This window comes from Acidimicrobiia bacterium, from assembly GCA_035471805.1.
Taxonomy (GTDB): Bacteria; Actinomycetota; Acidimicrobiia; order Spongiisociales; family JAHEDJ01; genus JAHEDJ01.
On record DATIPS010000040.1, the window covers coordinates 12,414 to 27,320 of the forward strand.

Sequence of the window (14,907 nt, forward strand, 5' to 3'; positions counted from 1 at the left end):
CCGGATTCGCTCCCTATGTTGGGAAGATCTCCAGACGCCTGGCTTGATCGGCGGCCTCTCGCCTGGACGTAACACCCAACTTCGAGAGAATCGCCGAAACGTGATGTCCGACCGTCTTCGCCGACACGAAGAGTCGCTCGGCGATTTCAGCATCAGTCAGGTCCTCGACGATCAGGCTCAACACTTCTACCTGCCGGTCGGTGAGGCCGGCCGGGTTCGCGCGGGTCGTCGATCTGGGGCCACGCGGGATTGCCCTGGCACCGACTCTCTTCAGCTTTCGCCGCACCAGGGAAGCAGCGGGGATGCCGCCCAGCCGGTCGAGGATCACGAGGGCTCGGCGCAGGGGTTCCTCCCTATCGGAATCAGCCAGCGCCATCGCTTCCTCGTACGGGCATCCGAGCCTTGCCCAGGCGGCAGCCGCACGATCGGGATGACCGCCGATCTGGAGCGCGAACGGCTCGACCGTCTCCGGGACGGTCTCGAGCCCTCCGCTGCGCCACATCCAGTAGATCGCCTCGTCGCCCACCCACGGTTGCCTGAGTTCCAGGGCGAGTTCAAAGGCGGGCTCGATCGCGGCGCGAACCTCGTCGAGGTTCCCGGCCAGGTACGCCAGTTCGGCTCGGCCGACCGCAACAGGGCCGAGTCGCTGGAACTCGTCGGCTCCCTTGGCAAGTTCCCAGGCTTCGGCCAGCGTTTCGGATGCCGCCGGGTCGCCTCGGCGGGTTTGAACGCGCCCGAGCAGCGTGAGCGCCGGCAGGGTGGTGATACCGGGCGCCTGTGGGCGGCTCATGACCCAGCGGGCATCGGACTCTGCTCCTTCCCAATCGCCGCGCTCGAATCTCATCCTGCCTCGTTGCGCCACCATGTAGTAGTCGTAACCGTGCAACTCGTGATCGACCGAGAAGTTGATTCCCTGTCGGAGATAATCGGCCGCCAGCCCGTACTCCCGATAGTCGAGGGCCACCCACGAGAAGTTGCTGTATGCCCTGGCGGCATGTTCGTCCAGGCCCTCTCGAAGGGCCACATTCAGGCTCTCGAGTAGGAGTTGCCGGCCGCCGAGATCGCCTGCCCGGACCCGGGCGGACCCGAGGTTGTTCAACGCGTGTGCCAGGACGCTCTTGTCGCCGACCGCTTCGGCCGTTTCGATGGCCTTCGTGGCCCAGAGTACGGCAGGATCGAGGCGCTGCGAGAGCATGTGTAATTGGGCGAGGTTGGAGTACGCCATGGCGAGATCCCCGCCCGGTTCCAGAGCCTCGAGGACTGATATGGCCTCCGCTGCTGCCGCTTCGGAACCTTCGCGATCGCCGAGCCACCAGCGCACCCGTGACAACCAGCGCAGCATTCTCCCTTCGGCCGGCTGATCGCCCAGCTCCCGGTATCCCGCCAGGGCCTGCTCGGCCGCGTCCAGCGCATCTTGCTGGTCGTCGGTGTAGTAGCACTCGGTCGTGTACTCCCCGAGGAGCTCCGCGCGTTCCGCCGGCGGCATGAGTTCGAGATGGGGTAGGACGCGACGGTAATGAGAGACGGCCTCACGGTGTGCGCCGGCGGTCCGTGCCTGGCGAGCGGCAACGGGCGCGAACCGAACAACCGCCTCGGTCAGGCCGCCAAGTTCGGCATGGTGCACGATCCTGGCCGGATCGAGGTCGAGGTCGCTCAGCCGATGGGCAACAGACTTGTGCAACTCGAATCGGCGCCTGGCCGGCATCGCCGACTCCACTGCCCTTCTGGCCAGCTCGTGGCGGAACCAGATGGCGTGCTGGTCGAACTCCAGGAGGCCGCGCTCGTGTCCTTCCGTGACGGCAGGCTCGATATCAGCGTCGTCCAGCAACCGCCGATCGCATCTTCCGGGGATGATGGCAACCAGGTCGGCGATCGATCGGGCGGCTGGCGAAAGTCGACGCAGCCGTGCCGTAACCGCATCTACCACATTGCGCGACACTCTCGACCCGCCGGCCGACAGTAGCTCGGTGACTAGGAACGGGTTCCCGCCGGTCAACTCGTACACATCTTCGGGCACGCTCGTCTGATCGGTCAGTCTCTCGACCGCTTCTCTCGAGAGCGGCGCAAGCGATAGCCGGCGCACCGTGTCCGGTTTGAACTCTCCGAGGACGAAGCGGAGTGGGTGTCCCGAATGGAGTTCGTCGTCTCTGAAGGTCACGATTAGAACCACCGGGATTCGCTCGATTCGACGGCCCACATACTTGAGCACGTCCAGGCTGGCGGCATCCGCCCAATGGGCATCCTCGATAAGGACTACGGTCGACCGGTGTCCACCGTCGAAAGCGTCGAGCATCACGCCGTAGACGTCTCCGAGGGGCGGGTTGGAGTCGAGCAGTGCTGCGACAGCCCCTCCGAGCTGGCCGCAGATGTCGCGGAACGGGCCGAGAATACGGGGTGTTATCAGGTCGTCGCAGGCGCCCCACAGGAAACGCGCTGTGTCTGGCAGGTTCCCCGTGAACTCGTTCACCAGCCGGGTTTTGCCCATGCCTGCCTCGGCTCCGATCAGCACGACGGACCCGCGGCCGGTTGCCGCAGCATCGAGCGCGGCCTTCAACTCCTCGATTTCGTGATTCCTCTCGAGGAACTCCATGTGCCGATCGTACCGTTGGGCGGAGACTCATGCCGGACGGCCGTGCGAGGATGGCCCCGAGGAGGTGAGTATGCCTGTTAGCTACGAACGGCGAGAGCGGGTCGCGCTGATCACTCTCGAGCGGCCGGACCGACGGAACGCGGTGAACAAGGAAGCCGCCGACGGATTGCGGGAAGCCTGGCGGCTCTTCGATTCCGACGGTGGGGCTGATGTGGCGGTCTTCAGTGGAGCCGGTGGAGTTTTTTCTGCCGGAGCGGATCTCAAGGACTTCGACCTGGTCGATCATCCGGATGGATTCCTCGGGTTCACCCGGATGGTCGTTTCGAAACCGACCATCGCGGCGGTCGAGGGGTACTGCGTCGCCGGGGGGCTCGAGATGGCTCTGTGGTGTGATCTGCGGGTGGCGGGTGACGGTGCCGTGTTCGGGTGTTTCGAGCGACGGTTCGGCGTGCCTCTGGTCGACGGGGGCACGCAGCGCCTTCCGCGACTGATCGGAACGTCGCGCGCTCTCGACATGATCCTGACCGGCCGGTCTGTCGACGCAGCGGAAGCACATCGGATCGGACTCGCCGATCGGGTGGTTCCTGCCGGCTCGGCGGTAACGGCTGCGATCGAGATCGCCGCGGCGATTGCCTCGTTTCAGCAGGAGACCGTTCGCTCAGACCGGATGGCGCTGCTCGAGGGGCTCGGGCGACCGATAGCTGAAGGGCTCGAGGTCGAGCGTCGCTACGGGTTGGGTGTCCTGAACGTGGCGTCCGAAGGCGCCGCCCGTTTCGCCGGTGGAGCAGGGCGGGGAGGCGCCGGAACCTGACGGATCATCACCAGCGGACGAGCATCGATCCCCAGGTGAACCCGCTCCCGAAAGCGGCGCACGCCACCAGCATTCCCGGCTGCAAGGTTCCGTCCTCCACGGCCTCTTTCATCCCGAGCGGGATCGTAGCCGCCGTGGTGTTCCCAAATTTCTGGATGGTGTTGTACACCTTCCCCTCTGGAATCTGGAGGCGCTGGGCCACAGCTTCGTTGATGCGCAAGTTGGCCTGGTGGAAGAAGAACAGGTCGACGTCGTCGATCGTCACGTCGTTGGCGGCGAGGGCGTCGTCTATGCCCTCGCTCATCCGTTTCACGGCATTGACGTAGACCGCTCTGCCGTTCATCTTGGGGTACTGGTCCCCGCGCTCGAGGTGTTCATGGGTGACGAGTCCGTCCGGATGTGCCATGCCGGGGGAGGAGAGCCACAACGCGTTCGCTCCCGAGCCGTCTGCGTGGAGGTGAGTCGAGAAGACCTGGGAGTCGTCGGTGCTCTCGACATCGGTTGCCTCCATCACTATTGCGCCGGCACCGTCCCCGAACAGCACGGTAACGTCGCGACCCGCATCGGTCTTGTCGAGTCCTTTGGAATGGATTTCCGATCCGATGACCAGCACCTTCTCGTACATGCCGGTGCGGATGAACTGGTCGGCGATCGAGGTTCCGTATATGAAGCCCGTGCACTGCTGGCGAATGTCGAGGGCCGGGATTTCGCTGATTCCCATCTTGGCCTGGAGGAAGCACGCTGTGCCGGGAAAGAAGTGGTCCGGACTGAGGGTGGCAACGAGAAGGAGGTCGATGTCCTCCTTGGCGACATCCGCAGCGGCGAGCGCTGCGTTGGCCGCCTCGAGAGCAAAGCCGGAGGGCGAATCGCCCGGGGCGGCCCAATGGCGCTGGCGAATCCCCGTTCGCTCGACGATCCAGTCGTCGGAAGTATCCATCATTTTGGCGAGATCGTGGTTCGTGACGACCCGCGGTGGAACGAATCCGCCGACTCCCGTGATCCTGGATCGAATCGCCATCGTGTTCCTCCGAGTGTGGGGGTGTGGGCCATAGTAGGGCGAAGCGGGCGACCCCAGTGGAACGGTTGGCCTGCGGCAGTGATTCCGCTCACTCTCGAGTTCTAGGTTATGGGTTCTAGGTTTTGGGTGCTGGGGCGTGGCGCGCCGCCCAGGATTACTCGATACCCAAGACCTGTCTACTTCTACCGGCCGGCTGCCTTCCAGGCATCGCGCAGTCTCACTTTGGCGCCGATCTTGAGTATGGAGCCCTTGTAGATACGGCCGCCGAGCCTGACGAGGAGGTAGGTGGCGATCACGACCAAACCGATGGAAACCAGCATCTCCCAGATCGGTACGTCGGTCACCGCGGCCCTGATCGGCATCACCAAGGGCGACAGCGGAGGGACGATCGAGGCGATCGTTGATAACGCGCCGTCCGGATGCTCGGGCGTCGTGAGTGCGATGAAGTAGCCGGGCAGCAGCAGCATGGCAGGCAGCATTGCAACGCTCTGTGCATCTTCCTGCCTCGAAACCGTTGCCCCGAGCGCTGCGTAGACGACCGAGAAGAACGAGAATCCGATCAGGTACCAGAAGACTATGGACAGGAGGACCCGAAGGCTCAAGGCGCCGAGATTGACGTCCGCGATATCGAACAGGCTGACGGTGAAGAGGGCGGCAGCGCCCAGTATGAGGAGCTGCGCCAGCCCGAGGGTTCCGATTCCCAACACCTTGCCTGCGAGGAGTTCGTGCGGGCGCACACGGGAGAGCACCACTTCAACGACGCGAGACGACTTCTCTTCCATAACCCCCATCATCACGAACTGTCCGAACATCAGAATCGAGATATAGAGGACGATCGAGCCGGCGAATGCGGCGATCTGTTTGGGGCCCGCCTCCGGATCGGGGTCGTTGAGCATGCGGGAACCGGGTGGTGACGGGTTGAGGAGCGAGGCGGCTTCTCCTGCGGTGAGGCCGAGATCGGCGATTACTTGCCGGCGGTCGATTCCTTGCACGGCGGCGGTGATTATCGAAGCGAGCTGCAAGGACGGTTCCTCGTTCCAAACGAGCTCTGCACCGTCGACGATCAGAACATCGGCCCTCCCCGACTCAACTGCAGCCTCTCCCTCTTCGAGAGAGACATAGGAGGTGACCTCGACCGACCGATCGAATGCTCCGGCGGACGCAGCCAGCGCTCCGGAGAGCCCTTCCGGCTGCGAACCGAGCGTCCCGATGTCGTAGGGTGCCGGATCGCGCATCTCGAACGCCAGGAGTGGGCCGACTGCGGCAAGCAGGCCGATTATCACAACTATCGAGATGAGGAACGCCCGGCTCTTGGCTCGCTGCATGAAGTCTCTATAGGCGACCAGAAGGATGTGACGGAGCGAGTTCATCGGCTCACCGCCTCTCGGAAGATGTCCGACAGTCGGGGAGGTTCGACGGAGAACCGGGTCACCGTCCCATCCGCCTGTGCCCGCTCGAGGAGTTGCCGGAGATCGACGTCCCGATCGACCAGGTAGCGGTTCTTTTGCCGCCCGTTGCCGGCAAATACCGCGCCGGAGATCTGGGGATCCCACTCGCGCCCGTCGACGGTCACTTCGAGGTGGAGGTGTTCGGACTTGGCCTTCAGCTCTTCGAGGGTCCCGGACACCATTACCCGGCCGTTATCGATTATGACGACGTCCTGGCAGACGTCTTCAACGAGATCGAGCTGGTGGCTGGAGAACACGACTCCCATGCCGGAGTCTGCGAGGTTGCGGAGGATGCCCGCCATCGCTTCGACACCGAGCGGGTCCAGGCCGGCGAACGGCTCATCGAGCACCGCCAGCCGGGGTTTGTGGACGAGAGAGGCGGCCAGCTGCACTCGCTGCTGGTTGCCGTGCGAGAGCTCCTCCAGCTTGGAGAGGGAACGTTCCGCCAAGCCGAGCTGACCGAGCCAGGTGGCCGCCTCCGACGCGGCCTCGGCTCTTCCCAGCCCGGACAGGCGCCCGAAATAGGCGAGTTGCTCGCCGATTTTCATCTTGGGGTAGAGCCCGCGTTCTTCCGGCATGTATCCGAAGCCGGTGCGGTCGATGTGATCGACCGGCTTGCCGTTCCATGTGACGGTCCCGGAATCCGGGTTGACCAGTCCGAATACGCAACGCATGGCAGTCGTCTTGCCCGCGCCGTTCGGGCCGAGGAATCCGACGATTCGTCCGGGTTGGACGTTGAAACCGGCGCCGTCGAGAGCGACCACGTCTCCGAAGCTCTTGTGAAGGTTCACGAGCGAAAGCAACACCACCTCCGGTCACTCAACCAGGCAACTGTGGCACATCCCCGCTCTTCGACCCAGAGTCGGCGGGGCTGTTCCGGATGCCGAACGGCCCTACGGCGGAGGTGTAGGTTCGGGAACAGGGCTTGACCACCCGCCGTCTATGTGACATCATAATGACATCATGATAATGTCTCCTTCGCCCGACACTACAGCTCGCTCCGACTGGGCGTTTCGAGCTGAGAACGTGACCAAGACCTACGACGGCGAGGTATTCGCCAACGATGCGATCACCATTGAGGTGGAGCCGGGAGAGGTCTACGGATTACTCGGTCCGAATGGCGCAGGCAAGACCACATTCGTGAAGCAGGTCATCGGCCTCCTCAAACCCACCTCCGGATCCATCAGGGTCGGCCCGTACGACCTGGTGGAGGATCCAGATGTTGCCCGCCAGCTCTGTTCGTACCTTCCGCAGGCACAGATGCCGATCCAGTCTTTCAAGATGCACGAGGCGGTACACATCACCGGACTCATTCGCGGCGGTCCGTCGGATGCGGTTCGGGAGCGTGGCGACGCTTTGATCGAAGCGCTGGATCTCACCGAGTGGCGGGATACCCTGGGGCACAAGCTCTCCGGCGGTGTCCGGCGGCTGGTCGGTTTCATCATGACGACGGTGTGGCCGGGCAAGGTCGTGATTCTCGATGAACCAACCAACGACGTAGATCCGCGCCGGCGCCGGTTGCTTTGGGAACAGATCCGGCTGCTGGGCAGCGGGGGAGCTGCGGTCTTCCTCGTGACACACAACGTCCTGGAGGCAGAGAAGGCGGTCGATCGTCTTGCGATCATCAACGAGGGAAGGCTGATCGCCCAGGGCACACCATCATCTCTGAAGTCGGACGATCGAGGCAGGCTGCGCCTGCAGCTGATGCTCCGCCCCGGCAACGGAATCCCCGAACTCCCAACTCTGGTTCATCATCACGCCAGGGTCGGGAACAACCTGATGATGGTCATCGACGAGGCCGCCGCCGGTGCCGGAATCGCCTGGGCGCAGCAGATGATGGAGGCTGAGATCGCCGAAGAGTATGCGCTCGGGGCGACAACCTTGGAGGACGTCTACATCAGGCTGACGGGCCACACGTCGCAGGGCGATTCATGATCGCCGCTCCGGCGTCGACGCTCCCCGGCAAACGGGCAGGGATTGCCCACTGGTTGCGCAGCTACACGGCCATGCTGCGCTGGCAGCTGACCGACATGCGGCTGCTGCTCCCGCTGACCGTAATGGTTCAGCTTCTCTCCGGAGTAGGGCTCGTCCTCGGATTCGGATTGTTGATCGACGACGTGTCGGAGCGCGTCGCCCTCTTTCTGTCGACCGGCGCGGTCGTCGTCACACTCGTCGTCGTCGGTGTCATCATGGGCCCACAGCTGATCGCCCAGCAGAAGAGCGCCGGATCCTACGACTTCATGTGGTCGTTGCCGGTTCCACGATCATCTGCGTCGGCGGCCTGGGTCACTCTCAATGTCTTCATTGCCGTGCCTGCCATGTTCGGGGCGCTATTCGCAGCCATCTGGCGCTACGGCGTCTCGTTCGAACCATCCCTGATGATCGTCCCGGCCGTCGGGCTCACGCTCGTGACCGGCACTCTCCTCGGATATGCCCTGGCCCACGGGATTCCTCGACCTGATATCACCCAGCTGATCTCGCAGCTGCTCATCTTCGTGATCTTCGGATTCGCACCGATCAGCTACCCGATAGAGAACCTCCCAGGATGGCTGGCCGAGGTGAACCGGTATCTGCCTTTCTATCCCATGGCCAACGCAGTTCGCGACTCGCTGACCGAGGGTATCGTCACCGATGTCGGGCGGTCTTATGTCGTGCTGGCCGTTTGGGCGACTCTGTCCATCGGGATCGTCGGCATCGTCTTGAGGAGGCGAAAGTGAACACGCTGGTCGACGCCCCCGTCGTTCGCACCGGTCCCTCGTACTGGGTCAACAGCTACCTGGCCATGGTTCGTTTCGAGCTGATCAATCTGCGAACCTTCCTGGCGCTGGCGTTCGTCATTCAGATCATGACCGGTGCCGGTATGGCCTTCCTGTACGGTTTCTACCTGGGCGACGTCCCGGAGGTCGCCCGGTTGTTCATCGTGACCGGGATTCCCGCACTGGCATTGGTGCCAATCGGGCTCGTGATGGTTCCGAACTCGATAATGATTCACAAGATCAGCGACACCTATGATTTCGTGTGGTCCCTTCCGGTACCGAGAACGACCTCGGCGGCCGCCACATTCACGGTGTTCACGGGTCTGGCCGTGCCGGGGACGCTGATCGCGCTTCTCGTGGCCGACGGTTACTACGGCGTGGACTTGGCGTGGTCCCCGCTCCTGGTCCCTGCCGTCCTGCTGACATCTCTGATGGCGACCTCCGTGGGTTTTGCGATAGCGCACGCCATCCCGGAGCCGCGGTTCACCAACCTGCTCACGAACATCATCATGTTCCTGGCGATTCTGTTTGCTCCGATCGTCGTTCCCATTGCCCAGTTCCCTGAGTGGTGGGCTTCGGTGCACCGGGTGTTGCCCTTCTATCACATGGCGCAGGTGTTGCGCGACTCGCTGTCGAACGGTCTCGTCGAATCGGCCGGCATCTCCTGGATGATTCTCGGAGCTTGGACGATCGGCGCCTGGTTCCTGGCAGCATGGGTGGTGGGTCGCAGGAAGTAGCCGCCCGTTGACCGTTACCTGTTGCGCCTAGTCTGCGTTGCATGGATCGCGTGGCTCGCATCATCGTCCGACATTCCAAACGCATTCTGGTGGGCACCGGTCTGGTGACGGTTCTGGCGCTGTTGATGTTGTTCCGGATGGACTTCAACGCCGATGTCTCCTCTTTCATTCTCGAAGGCAGCGAGGTCGGCCGTGAGTTCAGCGAGCTCCAGAGCAAGTACGCCACCTTGGATCCCATCAACGTGGTCGTCTCGCTCCCGGAAGGCCGGTCGTTCGCCGACAGGCAGTCGTTGTTGTCGCTGGTCACGATACGGGACGAGCTCTCCCGGGTTTCCGGTGTCACCTCGGTCGCGTCGCTCATTCCGGAGGTCAACCCCCTAACGGGCATGCCGATCACTGCTGCCATGCTCGAGCTGATACCGGACGCCCAGTTGTCGGGCGTCCTCGATGCGAACCCGCTGACCGAGCTCCTGCTGAGCGAAGACGGCCGGCATTCGATGCTGATGGTTGTGCCTGCCGATGATGGCCTGGACGTTGCGCAGGAACTCTCCGACTATCAACCGCCCGGCGATATCGACCTCGTGTTGTCCGGCAATCCGGTTGTCTTCGCCAAAGTGCTCGACATCCTGTCCTGGTTTCTCTTGATCATCCCCCCGGTCATCGTGATGCTCCTGATCGGCACGTTCTACGCGACGATCGGTGACCGGCGTTTGAGCATCCTGGCGTTGATCCCTGCGCTGCTCGGTGCGATCTGGACTTTCGGTTTCATTTTCGCCCTCGGGCGTGAGATAGACGTGGTGACCGTGATAGTCCCCATTTTCGTGATCGTGATGGGTTCGGCCGACGGTCTCCATTTCGTGACCCACTACCAGGAGGTCGCAGAACGAACCGGGGACACGGTGGAAAGAGTCCGGTCGACGCTGCGGCACGTCGGAATCCCGATGATCCTGACCACGATCTCTACCGCGGCCGGATTCCTCTCCCTGACTTTCACGGACGTCCGGCCCATCCGGCAGATGGGAGCGTTCGCCGCGACCGGTATCGTCTTCGCCGGCATCATCTCGTTCTTCTCGCTCCCGGCGTTGCTGAGCCGGATCACCGTGGAGGCGAAGCATCACACTGCGCTCCTGGGTCCCCGATTGACGGCGGGATTGAAGCGGCTCGTGTTGACCAGAGTTCCGGCAATCGTGCTGACCCTCGGCCTTCTGGCTTTCGTCGCGTTCACCGTCCCGCAACTCACCGTGAACTCGGACCAGCTGTTCTTCTTCAAGAGCGACGACCCCGTTCGCGAGGCTTTCAACAGGACGGAAGAGCTCTTCGGCGGAGCGACTCCTCTGACCGGCGAGTTCGCCTTCGACCCCGCGCAGGGCGTTGGCGGGCTGGCGGTCGTCGCCGCCCTGTCGCAGGAGATGGAGGCTCTGCCGGGGGTCCGCAAAGTGTTCTCGGTTGCCGACATCGCCGTTGCGTTGCCACCCGAACAGCTCCAGGCAGCCCTCAGTGGGGATCTCGATCTGCGGGTCGGCAATCTGGTGTCGGACGACGGCTTGCGGTTCACGCTCCTGCCTTCCGATTTCACCAACGAGGACCTTCAAGGCTGGCTCGACTTCGTCGAGGAGAACGACGGAGTTCGTCTGCTGACGGGTATGCCGATCATCTGGGATGAGATTGCCAGAATGGTTCTGCGCGCCCAGGTCGTGTCGCTGGCCGTCGCGTTCGTTCTCGTGTTCATCATGCTGATGGCCGCCTATCGCCGCTTCAGGGAGACGGTTGTCTCGCTGGTGCCCGTGGCGCTGACGATCGCCACGTTGCTCGGGTTCATTGCAGTCTCAGGGATACAGCTCAATCTCCTGACGGCCATCATCTCCAGCATCGTGCTGGGGGTCGGAATCGACTATTCGATTCACTTCGTTGCTGCGATAGACAACGCCCGGAGCGAGGGTGACGGCTACGTGCTCCGCGCCATCGATCGAGCCGGCCGGCCCATCGTCGCCAACGCGCTGGGCATTGCCATCGCGCTGAGCGCTCTCTGGTTGTCGCCGCTTGCGATTCATCCGCAGGTATCGATGATGATGTGGGTGTCGATGATCACCGCAGCTCTGGCGGCGTTGACGGTCATACCGGCGATGCTGCCCCGGGACGGTGTCCGTTTGACCGAGCCGCCTGAGGCCGGCTAGTCGTCGTCGAGGATTCGCCGTATTCGTTGGCGAAGGTGCTCGGGAGCGAACGGCTTGGCGATAAAACCCGATGCCTCCGTCAGGTCCGCCCTGCCGCGGATTTCGTCCGAGTCATGCGCCGACATCATCATCACCGGAACGGAGGCCGTTTGCTCGTTGTCGCGGAGTCTGGCAAGGACCTCCCAACCGTCGATGTCGGGAAGGGCTATATCGAGGATTATCAGATCCGGAGTCTGTTCGAAGCTCGACACGAGGCCCGATTCACCGTTCTGCTCGGTCACCACTTCGTAGCCTTCCCGTCCGAGCGCGACCTGAAGAAGCCGCAGAGTGGGTTCAGCGTCGTCGATGACCAGGATGCGTTTTGCCACTATCCCTCACATGTGTCCGCGTCAAGACGGATTCTGGCACGAGAGCCGGTCGATGTCGCAACCCGGTCCGGGTCATGGTCCGCTCTGCCGTTGGCTATGGTGAACGATCCATGCATGCCTCCGTCTACGTCGCCACCAGCCTGGACGGCTTCCTTGCCGGGGATGACGGAGATCTCGAGTGGCTGACCGGAGCGGACCCGGGTGACGCCGACTACGGCTTCGCCGAGTTTCTGGCTTCAGTCGATGCTCTGGTGATGGGCCGGAACACATTCGACTCAGTCCTGGCCACCGGGAAATGGGCATACGGAGCAAAGCCGGTACTCGTGCTCAGCCATCGCCCCCTCGACCTCCCCAACGGCTTCTCCGGTCGAGCGGAAGTCGTGAATCTCTCACCCCGGGCCGTGGCGGCCGAATGCGACCGGCGAGGCTTCGACCATGTGTACGTGGACGGCGGTGAGACTATTCGGAGCTTCCTGGGCGCCGGATTGGTCCGGCGAATGATCATCACCCGACTGCCCGTTCTCCTCGGCTCGGGTATCCCCTTGTTCGGGCCCGTCCCCGCCGATATCGATCTCGCCCTGGTCGGGTCGACGTCGTACGAGAACGGATGGATTCAAGATGAGTATGAGGTGGTGTCATAGATAGGGAGTCGGAGGGTCGTCCGCCTCTGTCTTCGTGAAGCGGCGTCCGGCGAAAACCGCCAGGCTGCCTCCGGCGGCGAGAGCGCCGCCTCCGATGAACACGATCGGGAGGCCCCAGAAGAGCATCGACCTGTCGGGCTCTCCGGCCTGCCTGATGGCGATGTCCCATATGTACCACTTCACGGCGGCGACCCCGATTGCCAGCGAGATTGTCGCGGCGGAGGCGGCGAGTATCGCCCGCCATCGGGTTCTCAGCATTGGGTACCTCCACCGGTCATCCCGGGGAATCTACCCGACCGGGTCAGGCGGCCGCCGGCTGGATAGATGTGACGTAGTTGAGGGTGATTGACTCGGTTCCGGCCGCGTTGCGAAGAAGAATCGCCCGCTCACCGTATGGGGATGCCATACCCAGGTACTCCCCGATGACGACTCGGAAGCGGGTGGTTGCCTCGTATACGGCTCCTCTTTGAAGTTGATTGAACTGCCAGGGTGCGCTGGCGCGCGAGGTGGTTGGTGCCATCATCGGCACTCCTTTCGTTGCGGGCCGTGCAGGCCCGACGTGCTGAGGTAGTTGTTGAGTTCGCCGGTCAGTCGCGGCCGGGCTTGGGGTGGGCGAGCCGAACGGTGAGATCCCTACCGCCCAACATCGATCCGTTCAGGGCTTCAACGGCATCGTTGGCGGCGCGTTGCGGCATATCTACGAATGCGAAGCCCTTCGATCGGCCCGTTCGACGATTCAGGACGACGGTCGTCTTCTCGACTTTACCGAACCGTCCGAACAGGGCCTGAACATCTTCTCCGGTGGCTCCCCAAGGCAGGTTGCCGACGTAGACGCTCTGCTCGCCGGTCGTCTGACGGTGGGGTTGAGTCCGATCTCGTGTTCCGGACTGCCGGCGAGGGCTTGACTCGCGGCGCTCCTCCGGGCGGGTGTCGTCGCGTCTCTCCCGCCGGGCGTCTGCCCGCTTTGGAGCAGGGTTGTGCTCTCGCTGCTTGGCGGCAGGGACGGGAACCGGGTGTCCATCATGATTCAGCGCTTCGATTCGGGGTGCTTCGATCGGCACGTGCAGGTCGAGTTCCTTCTGCATCTTGCGGACGGCTCGCTGCTGCTCGCCGGTGACCAGGCTGACGATGGTTCCTGTAGCTCCGGCACGCGCCGTCCGGCCCGATCGGTGGAGGTAATCCTTGTGGTCCGCCGGGGGATCGAAGTGAATCACGGAGGCAACTGCTTCTATGTGGATGCCTCTCGCAGCTACATCGGTGGCTATGAGCGCCTGGGCTCGGCCAGACGAGAACGCTTGGAGTGCTCTGGATCGCTGAGCCTGGGATCGACCGCCGTGCATTGCTACTGCTCGGACGCCCACCCGGTCGAGTTGCTTGGCGAGGCGATCGGCGCCGTGGCGGGTGCGTGTGAACACAATCGAGCGGCTCGCCGCTCTCACCAGATCGGCAGTGTGTTGAACGCGATCGTGGTGCTGCACGAGCCAGAAGTGGTGTCGCGCATCGATGGTCTCCGGCTCCACAGACCCTGTCTCGTGGCGCACGGGATCATGCTGGTAGTCACGGCTGAGCACGGCGATGTCACCGTCGAGCGTCGCCGAAAAGAGAAGTGTCTGACGTTTCCGAGCAGTGTGGTCGAGGATCCGCCTGACCGCCGGCATGAATCCCATGTCTGCCATGCGGTCGGCTTCGTCGACGACGACGATGTCCACCTGGCCGAGGTTCACCGACCCCTGCTCTATCAAGTCCTCGAGTCGCCCGGGGGTTGCCACCAGAACGTCGACGCCCTTCCTGAGCGCACTCTTCTGGGGGCCGTAGCTGACACCGCCGTATACGGCCGACACGTAGCGATCGACTGCCCTGGCGAGCGGGGCCAGTTCCTCCTTGATCTGCTCGGCGAGCTCACGAGTGGGGGCCAGGATCAGTGCTCTGGGACGCTGTGATTTGGCGATCTCGACCCTGGCGAGCAGGGGAAGTCCAAAAGCGAGGGTCTTGCCGGAGCCGGTCGGTGCCTTGCCGGACACGTCGCGGCCGGCCAGTGCATCGGGGATCGTGGCTTCTTGAACGGGAAAGGATTCGACGATGCTTCGTTTGGACAGGGCATCGACGAGCGAATCGGGCAGCCCGAGGTGGGCGAACTTGGTAGACATGGTGACTCCTGGTCCCGGTGGGGACGTAGTTGGACTTTCGGTCTCGCTCTCGATCACGCTGCGTCTATCGCTCGACGGATCGAGAATCGGCCGAAGAGGCGGTCCAACCGGGTGAGAAACTGAGCCGTTGATCCACCGGGGAAGCGACAGAGCGCTGGCCTCCACCCGGTGCGGCCTGCGGAACGATAGCAGGTATTCCGGACTTGGGAAGCAACTC

General features: G+C 63.3%; 14 protein-coding genes. 6 read left to right on the top strand and 8 right to left on the bottom strand.

Annotated features, from left to right (window positions below):
* Positions 1-13: 13 nt before the first annotated feature.
* The gene (locus VLT15_08415) at positions 14-2,590 is read right to left on the bottom strand and encodes an AAA family ATPase (GenBank protein HSR45237.1); all 2,577 of its coding nucleotides are present in this window, start codon (positions 2,588-2,590) and stop codon (positions 14-16) included.
* A gap of 70 nt (positions 2,591-2,660) precedes the next feature.
* On the opposite strand from VLT15_08415, the gene VLT15_08420 reads away from it, so the two are divergent.
* Positions 2,661-3,401: a crotonase/enoyl-CoA hydratase family protein gene (locus VLT15_08420; GenBank protein HSR45238.1), complete on the top strand. Its 741-nt coding sequence runs from the start codon at positions 2,661-2,663 to the stop codon at positions 3,399-3,401.
* A 7-nt stretch (positions 3,402-3,408) separates the two neighbouring features.
* On the opposite strand, the gene VLT15_08425 is transcribed toward VLT15_08420, so the two are convergent.
* From VLT15_08425 to VLT15_08435, 3 genes are all read right to left on the bottom strand, one after another.
* Positions 3,409-4,419, bottom strand: a complete 1,011-nt coding sequence (locus tag VLT15_08425) for a beta-ketoacyl-ACP synthase III (protein ID HSR45239.1) — start codon at positions 4,417-4,419, stop codon at positions 3,409-3,411.
* 182 nt (positions 4,420-4,601) lie between these two features.
* A complete protein-coding gene (locus tag VLT15_08430; protein ID HSR45240.1) occupies positions 4,602-5,789 on the bottom strand; it encodes an ABC transporter permease in 1,188 nt (395 codons plus the stop codon).
* Positions 5,786-6,676: an ATP-binding cassette domain-containing protein gene (locus VLT15_08435; protein ID HSR45241.1), complete on the bottom strand. Its 891-nt coding sequence runs from the start codon at positions 6,674-6,676 to the stop codon at positions 5,786-5,788. Before VLT15_08435 ends, VLT15_08430 begins: the two co-directional genes overlap by 4 nt.
* A gap of 154 nt (positions 6,677-6,830) precedes the next feature.
* Between VLT15_08435 and VLT15_08440 the strand changes: the two genes are divergently transcribed.
* The 4 genes from VLT15_08440 to VLT15_08455 are packed head-to-tail and all read left to right on the top strand — an operon-like array spanning position 6,831 to position 11,534.
* A complete protein-coding gene (locus VLT15_08440) occupies positions 6,831-7,802 on the top strand; it encodes an ABC transporter ATP-binding protein (protein ID HSR45242.1) in 972 nt (323 codons plus the stop codon).
* Positions 7,799-8,584, top strand: coding sequence for an ABC transporter permease (locus VLT15_08445; GenBank protein HSR45243.1), 786 nt, complete (start codon positions 7,799-7,801; stop codon positions 8,582-8,584). Before VLT15_08440 ends, VLT15_08445 begins: the two co-directional genes overlap by 4 nt.
* Entirely contained in the window at positions 8,581-9,360 is a 780-nt protein-coding gene (locus tag VLT15_08450; protein HSR45244.1) for an ABC transporter permease, read from the top strand. The genes VLT15_08445 and VLT15_08450 overlap by 4 nt, the downstream gene beginning before the upstream one ends.
* Before the next feature lie 41 nt (positions 9,361-9,401).
* The gene (locus tag VLT15_08455; protein HSR45245.1) at positions 9,402-11,534 is read left to right on the top strand and encodes an MMPL family transporter; all 2,133 of its coding nucleotides are present in this window, start codon (positions 9,402-9,404) and stop codon (positions 11,532-11,534) included.
* Here the strand turns inward: VLT15_08455 and VLT15_08460 are convergent.
* Positions 11,531-11,902, bottom strand: a complete 372-nt coding sequence (locus tag VLT15_08460; protein ID HSR45246.1) for a response regulator — start codon at positions 11,900-11,902, stop codon at positions 11,531-11,533. The two genes, VLT15_08455 and VLT15_08460, sit on opposite strands and share 4 nt — an antisense overlap.
* A 110-nt stretch (positions 11,903-12,012) precedes the next feature.
* Between VLT15_08460 and VLT15_08465 the strand changes: the two genes are divergently transcribed.
* On the top strand, positions 12,013-12,543 hold the full coding sequence (locus VLT15_08465) for a dihydrofolate reductase family protein (protein ID HSR45247.1): 531 nt from the start codon (positions 12,013-12,015) through the stop codon (positions 12,541-12,543).
* Here VLT15_08465 and VLT15_08470 read toward each other — a convergent pair.
* The 3 genes from VLT15_08470 to VLT15_08480 all read right to left on the bottom strand — a co-directional run bounded on the left by VLT15_08470 (position 12,538) and on the right by VLT15_08480 (position 14,690).
* The gene (locus tag VLT15_08470) at positions 12,538-12,801 is read right to left on the bottom strand and encodes a hypothetical protein (GenBank protein ID HSR45248.1); all 264 of its coding nucleotides are present in this window, start codon (positions 12,799-12,801) and stop codon (positions 12,538-12,540) included. The genes VLT15_08465 and VLT15_08470 overlap by 6 nt on opposite strands.
* A 43-nt stretch (positions 12,802-12,844) precedes the next feature.
* On the bottom strand, positions 12,845-13,066 hold the full coding sequence (locus tag VLT15_08475) for a hypothetical protein (protein HSR45249.1): 222 nt from the start codon (positions 13,064-13,066) through the stop codon (positions 12,845-12,847).
* Between the two features lie 64 nt (positions 13,067-13,130).
* The gene (locus VLT15_08480; protein HSR45250.1) at positions 13,131-14,690 is read right to left on the bottom strand and encodes a DEAD/DEAH box helicase; all 1,560 of its coding nucleotides are present in this window, start codon (positions 14,688-14,690) and stop codon (positions 13,131-13,133) included.
* Positions 14,691-14,907: the final 217 nt, after the last annotated feature.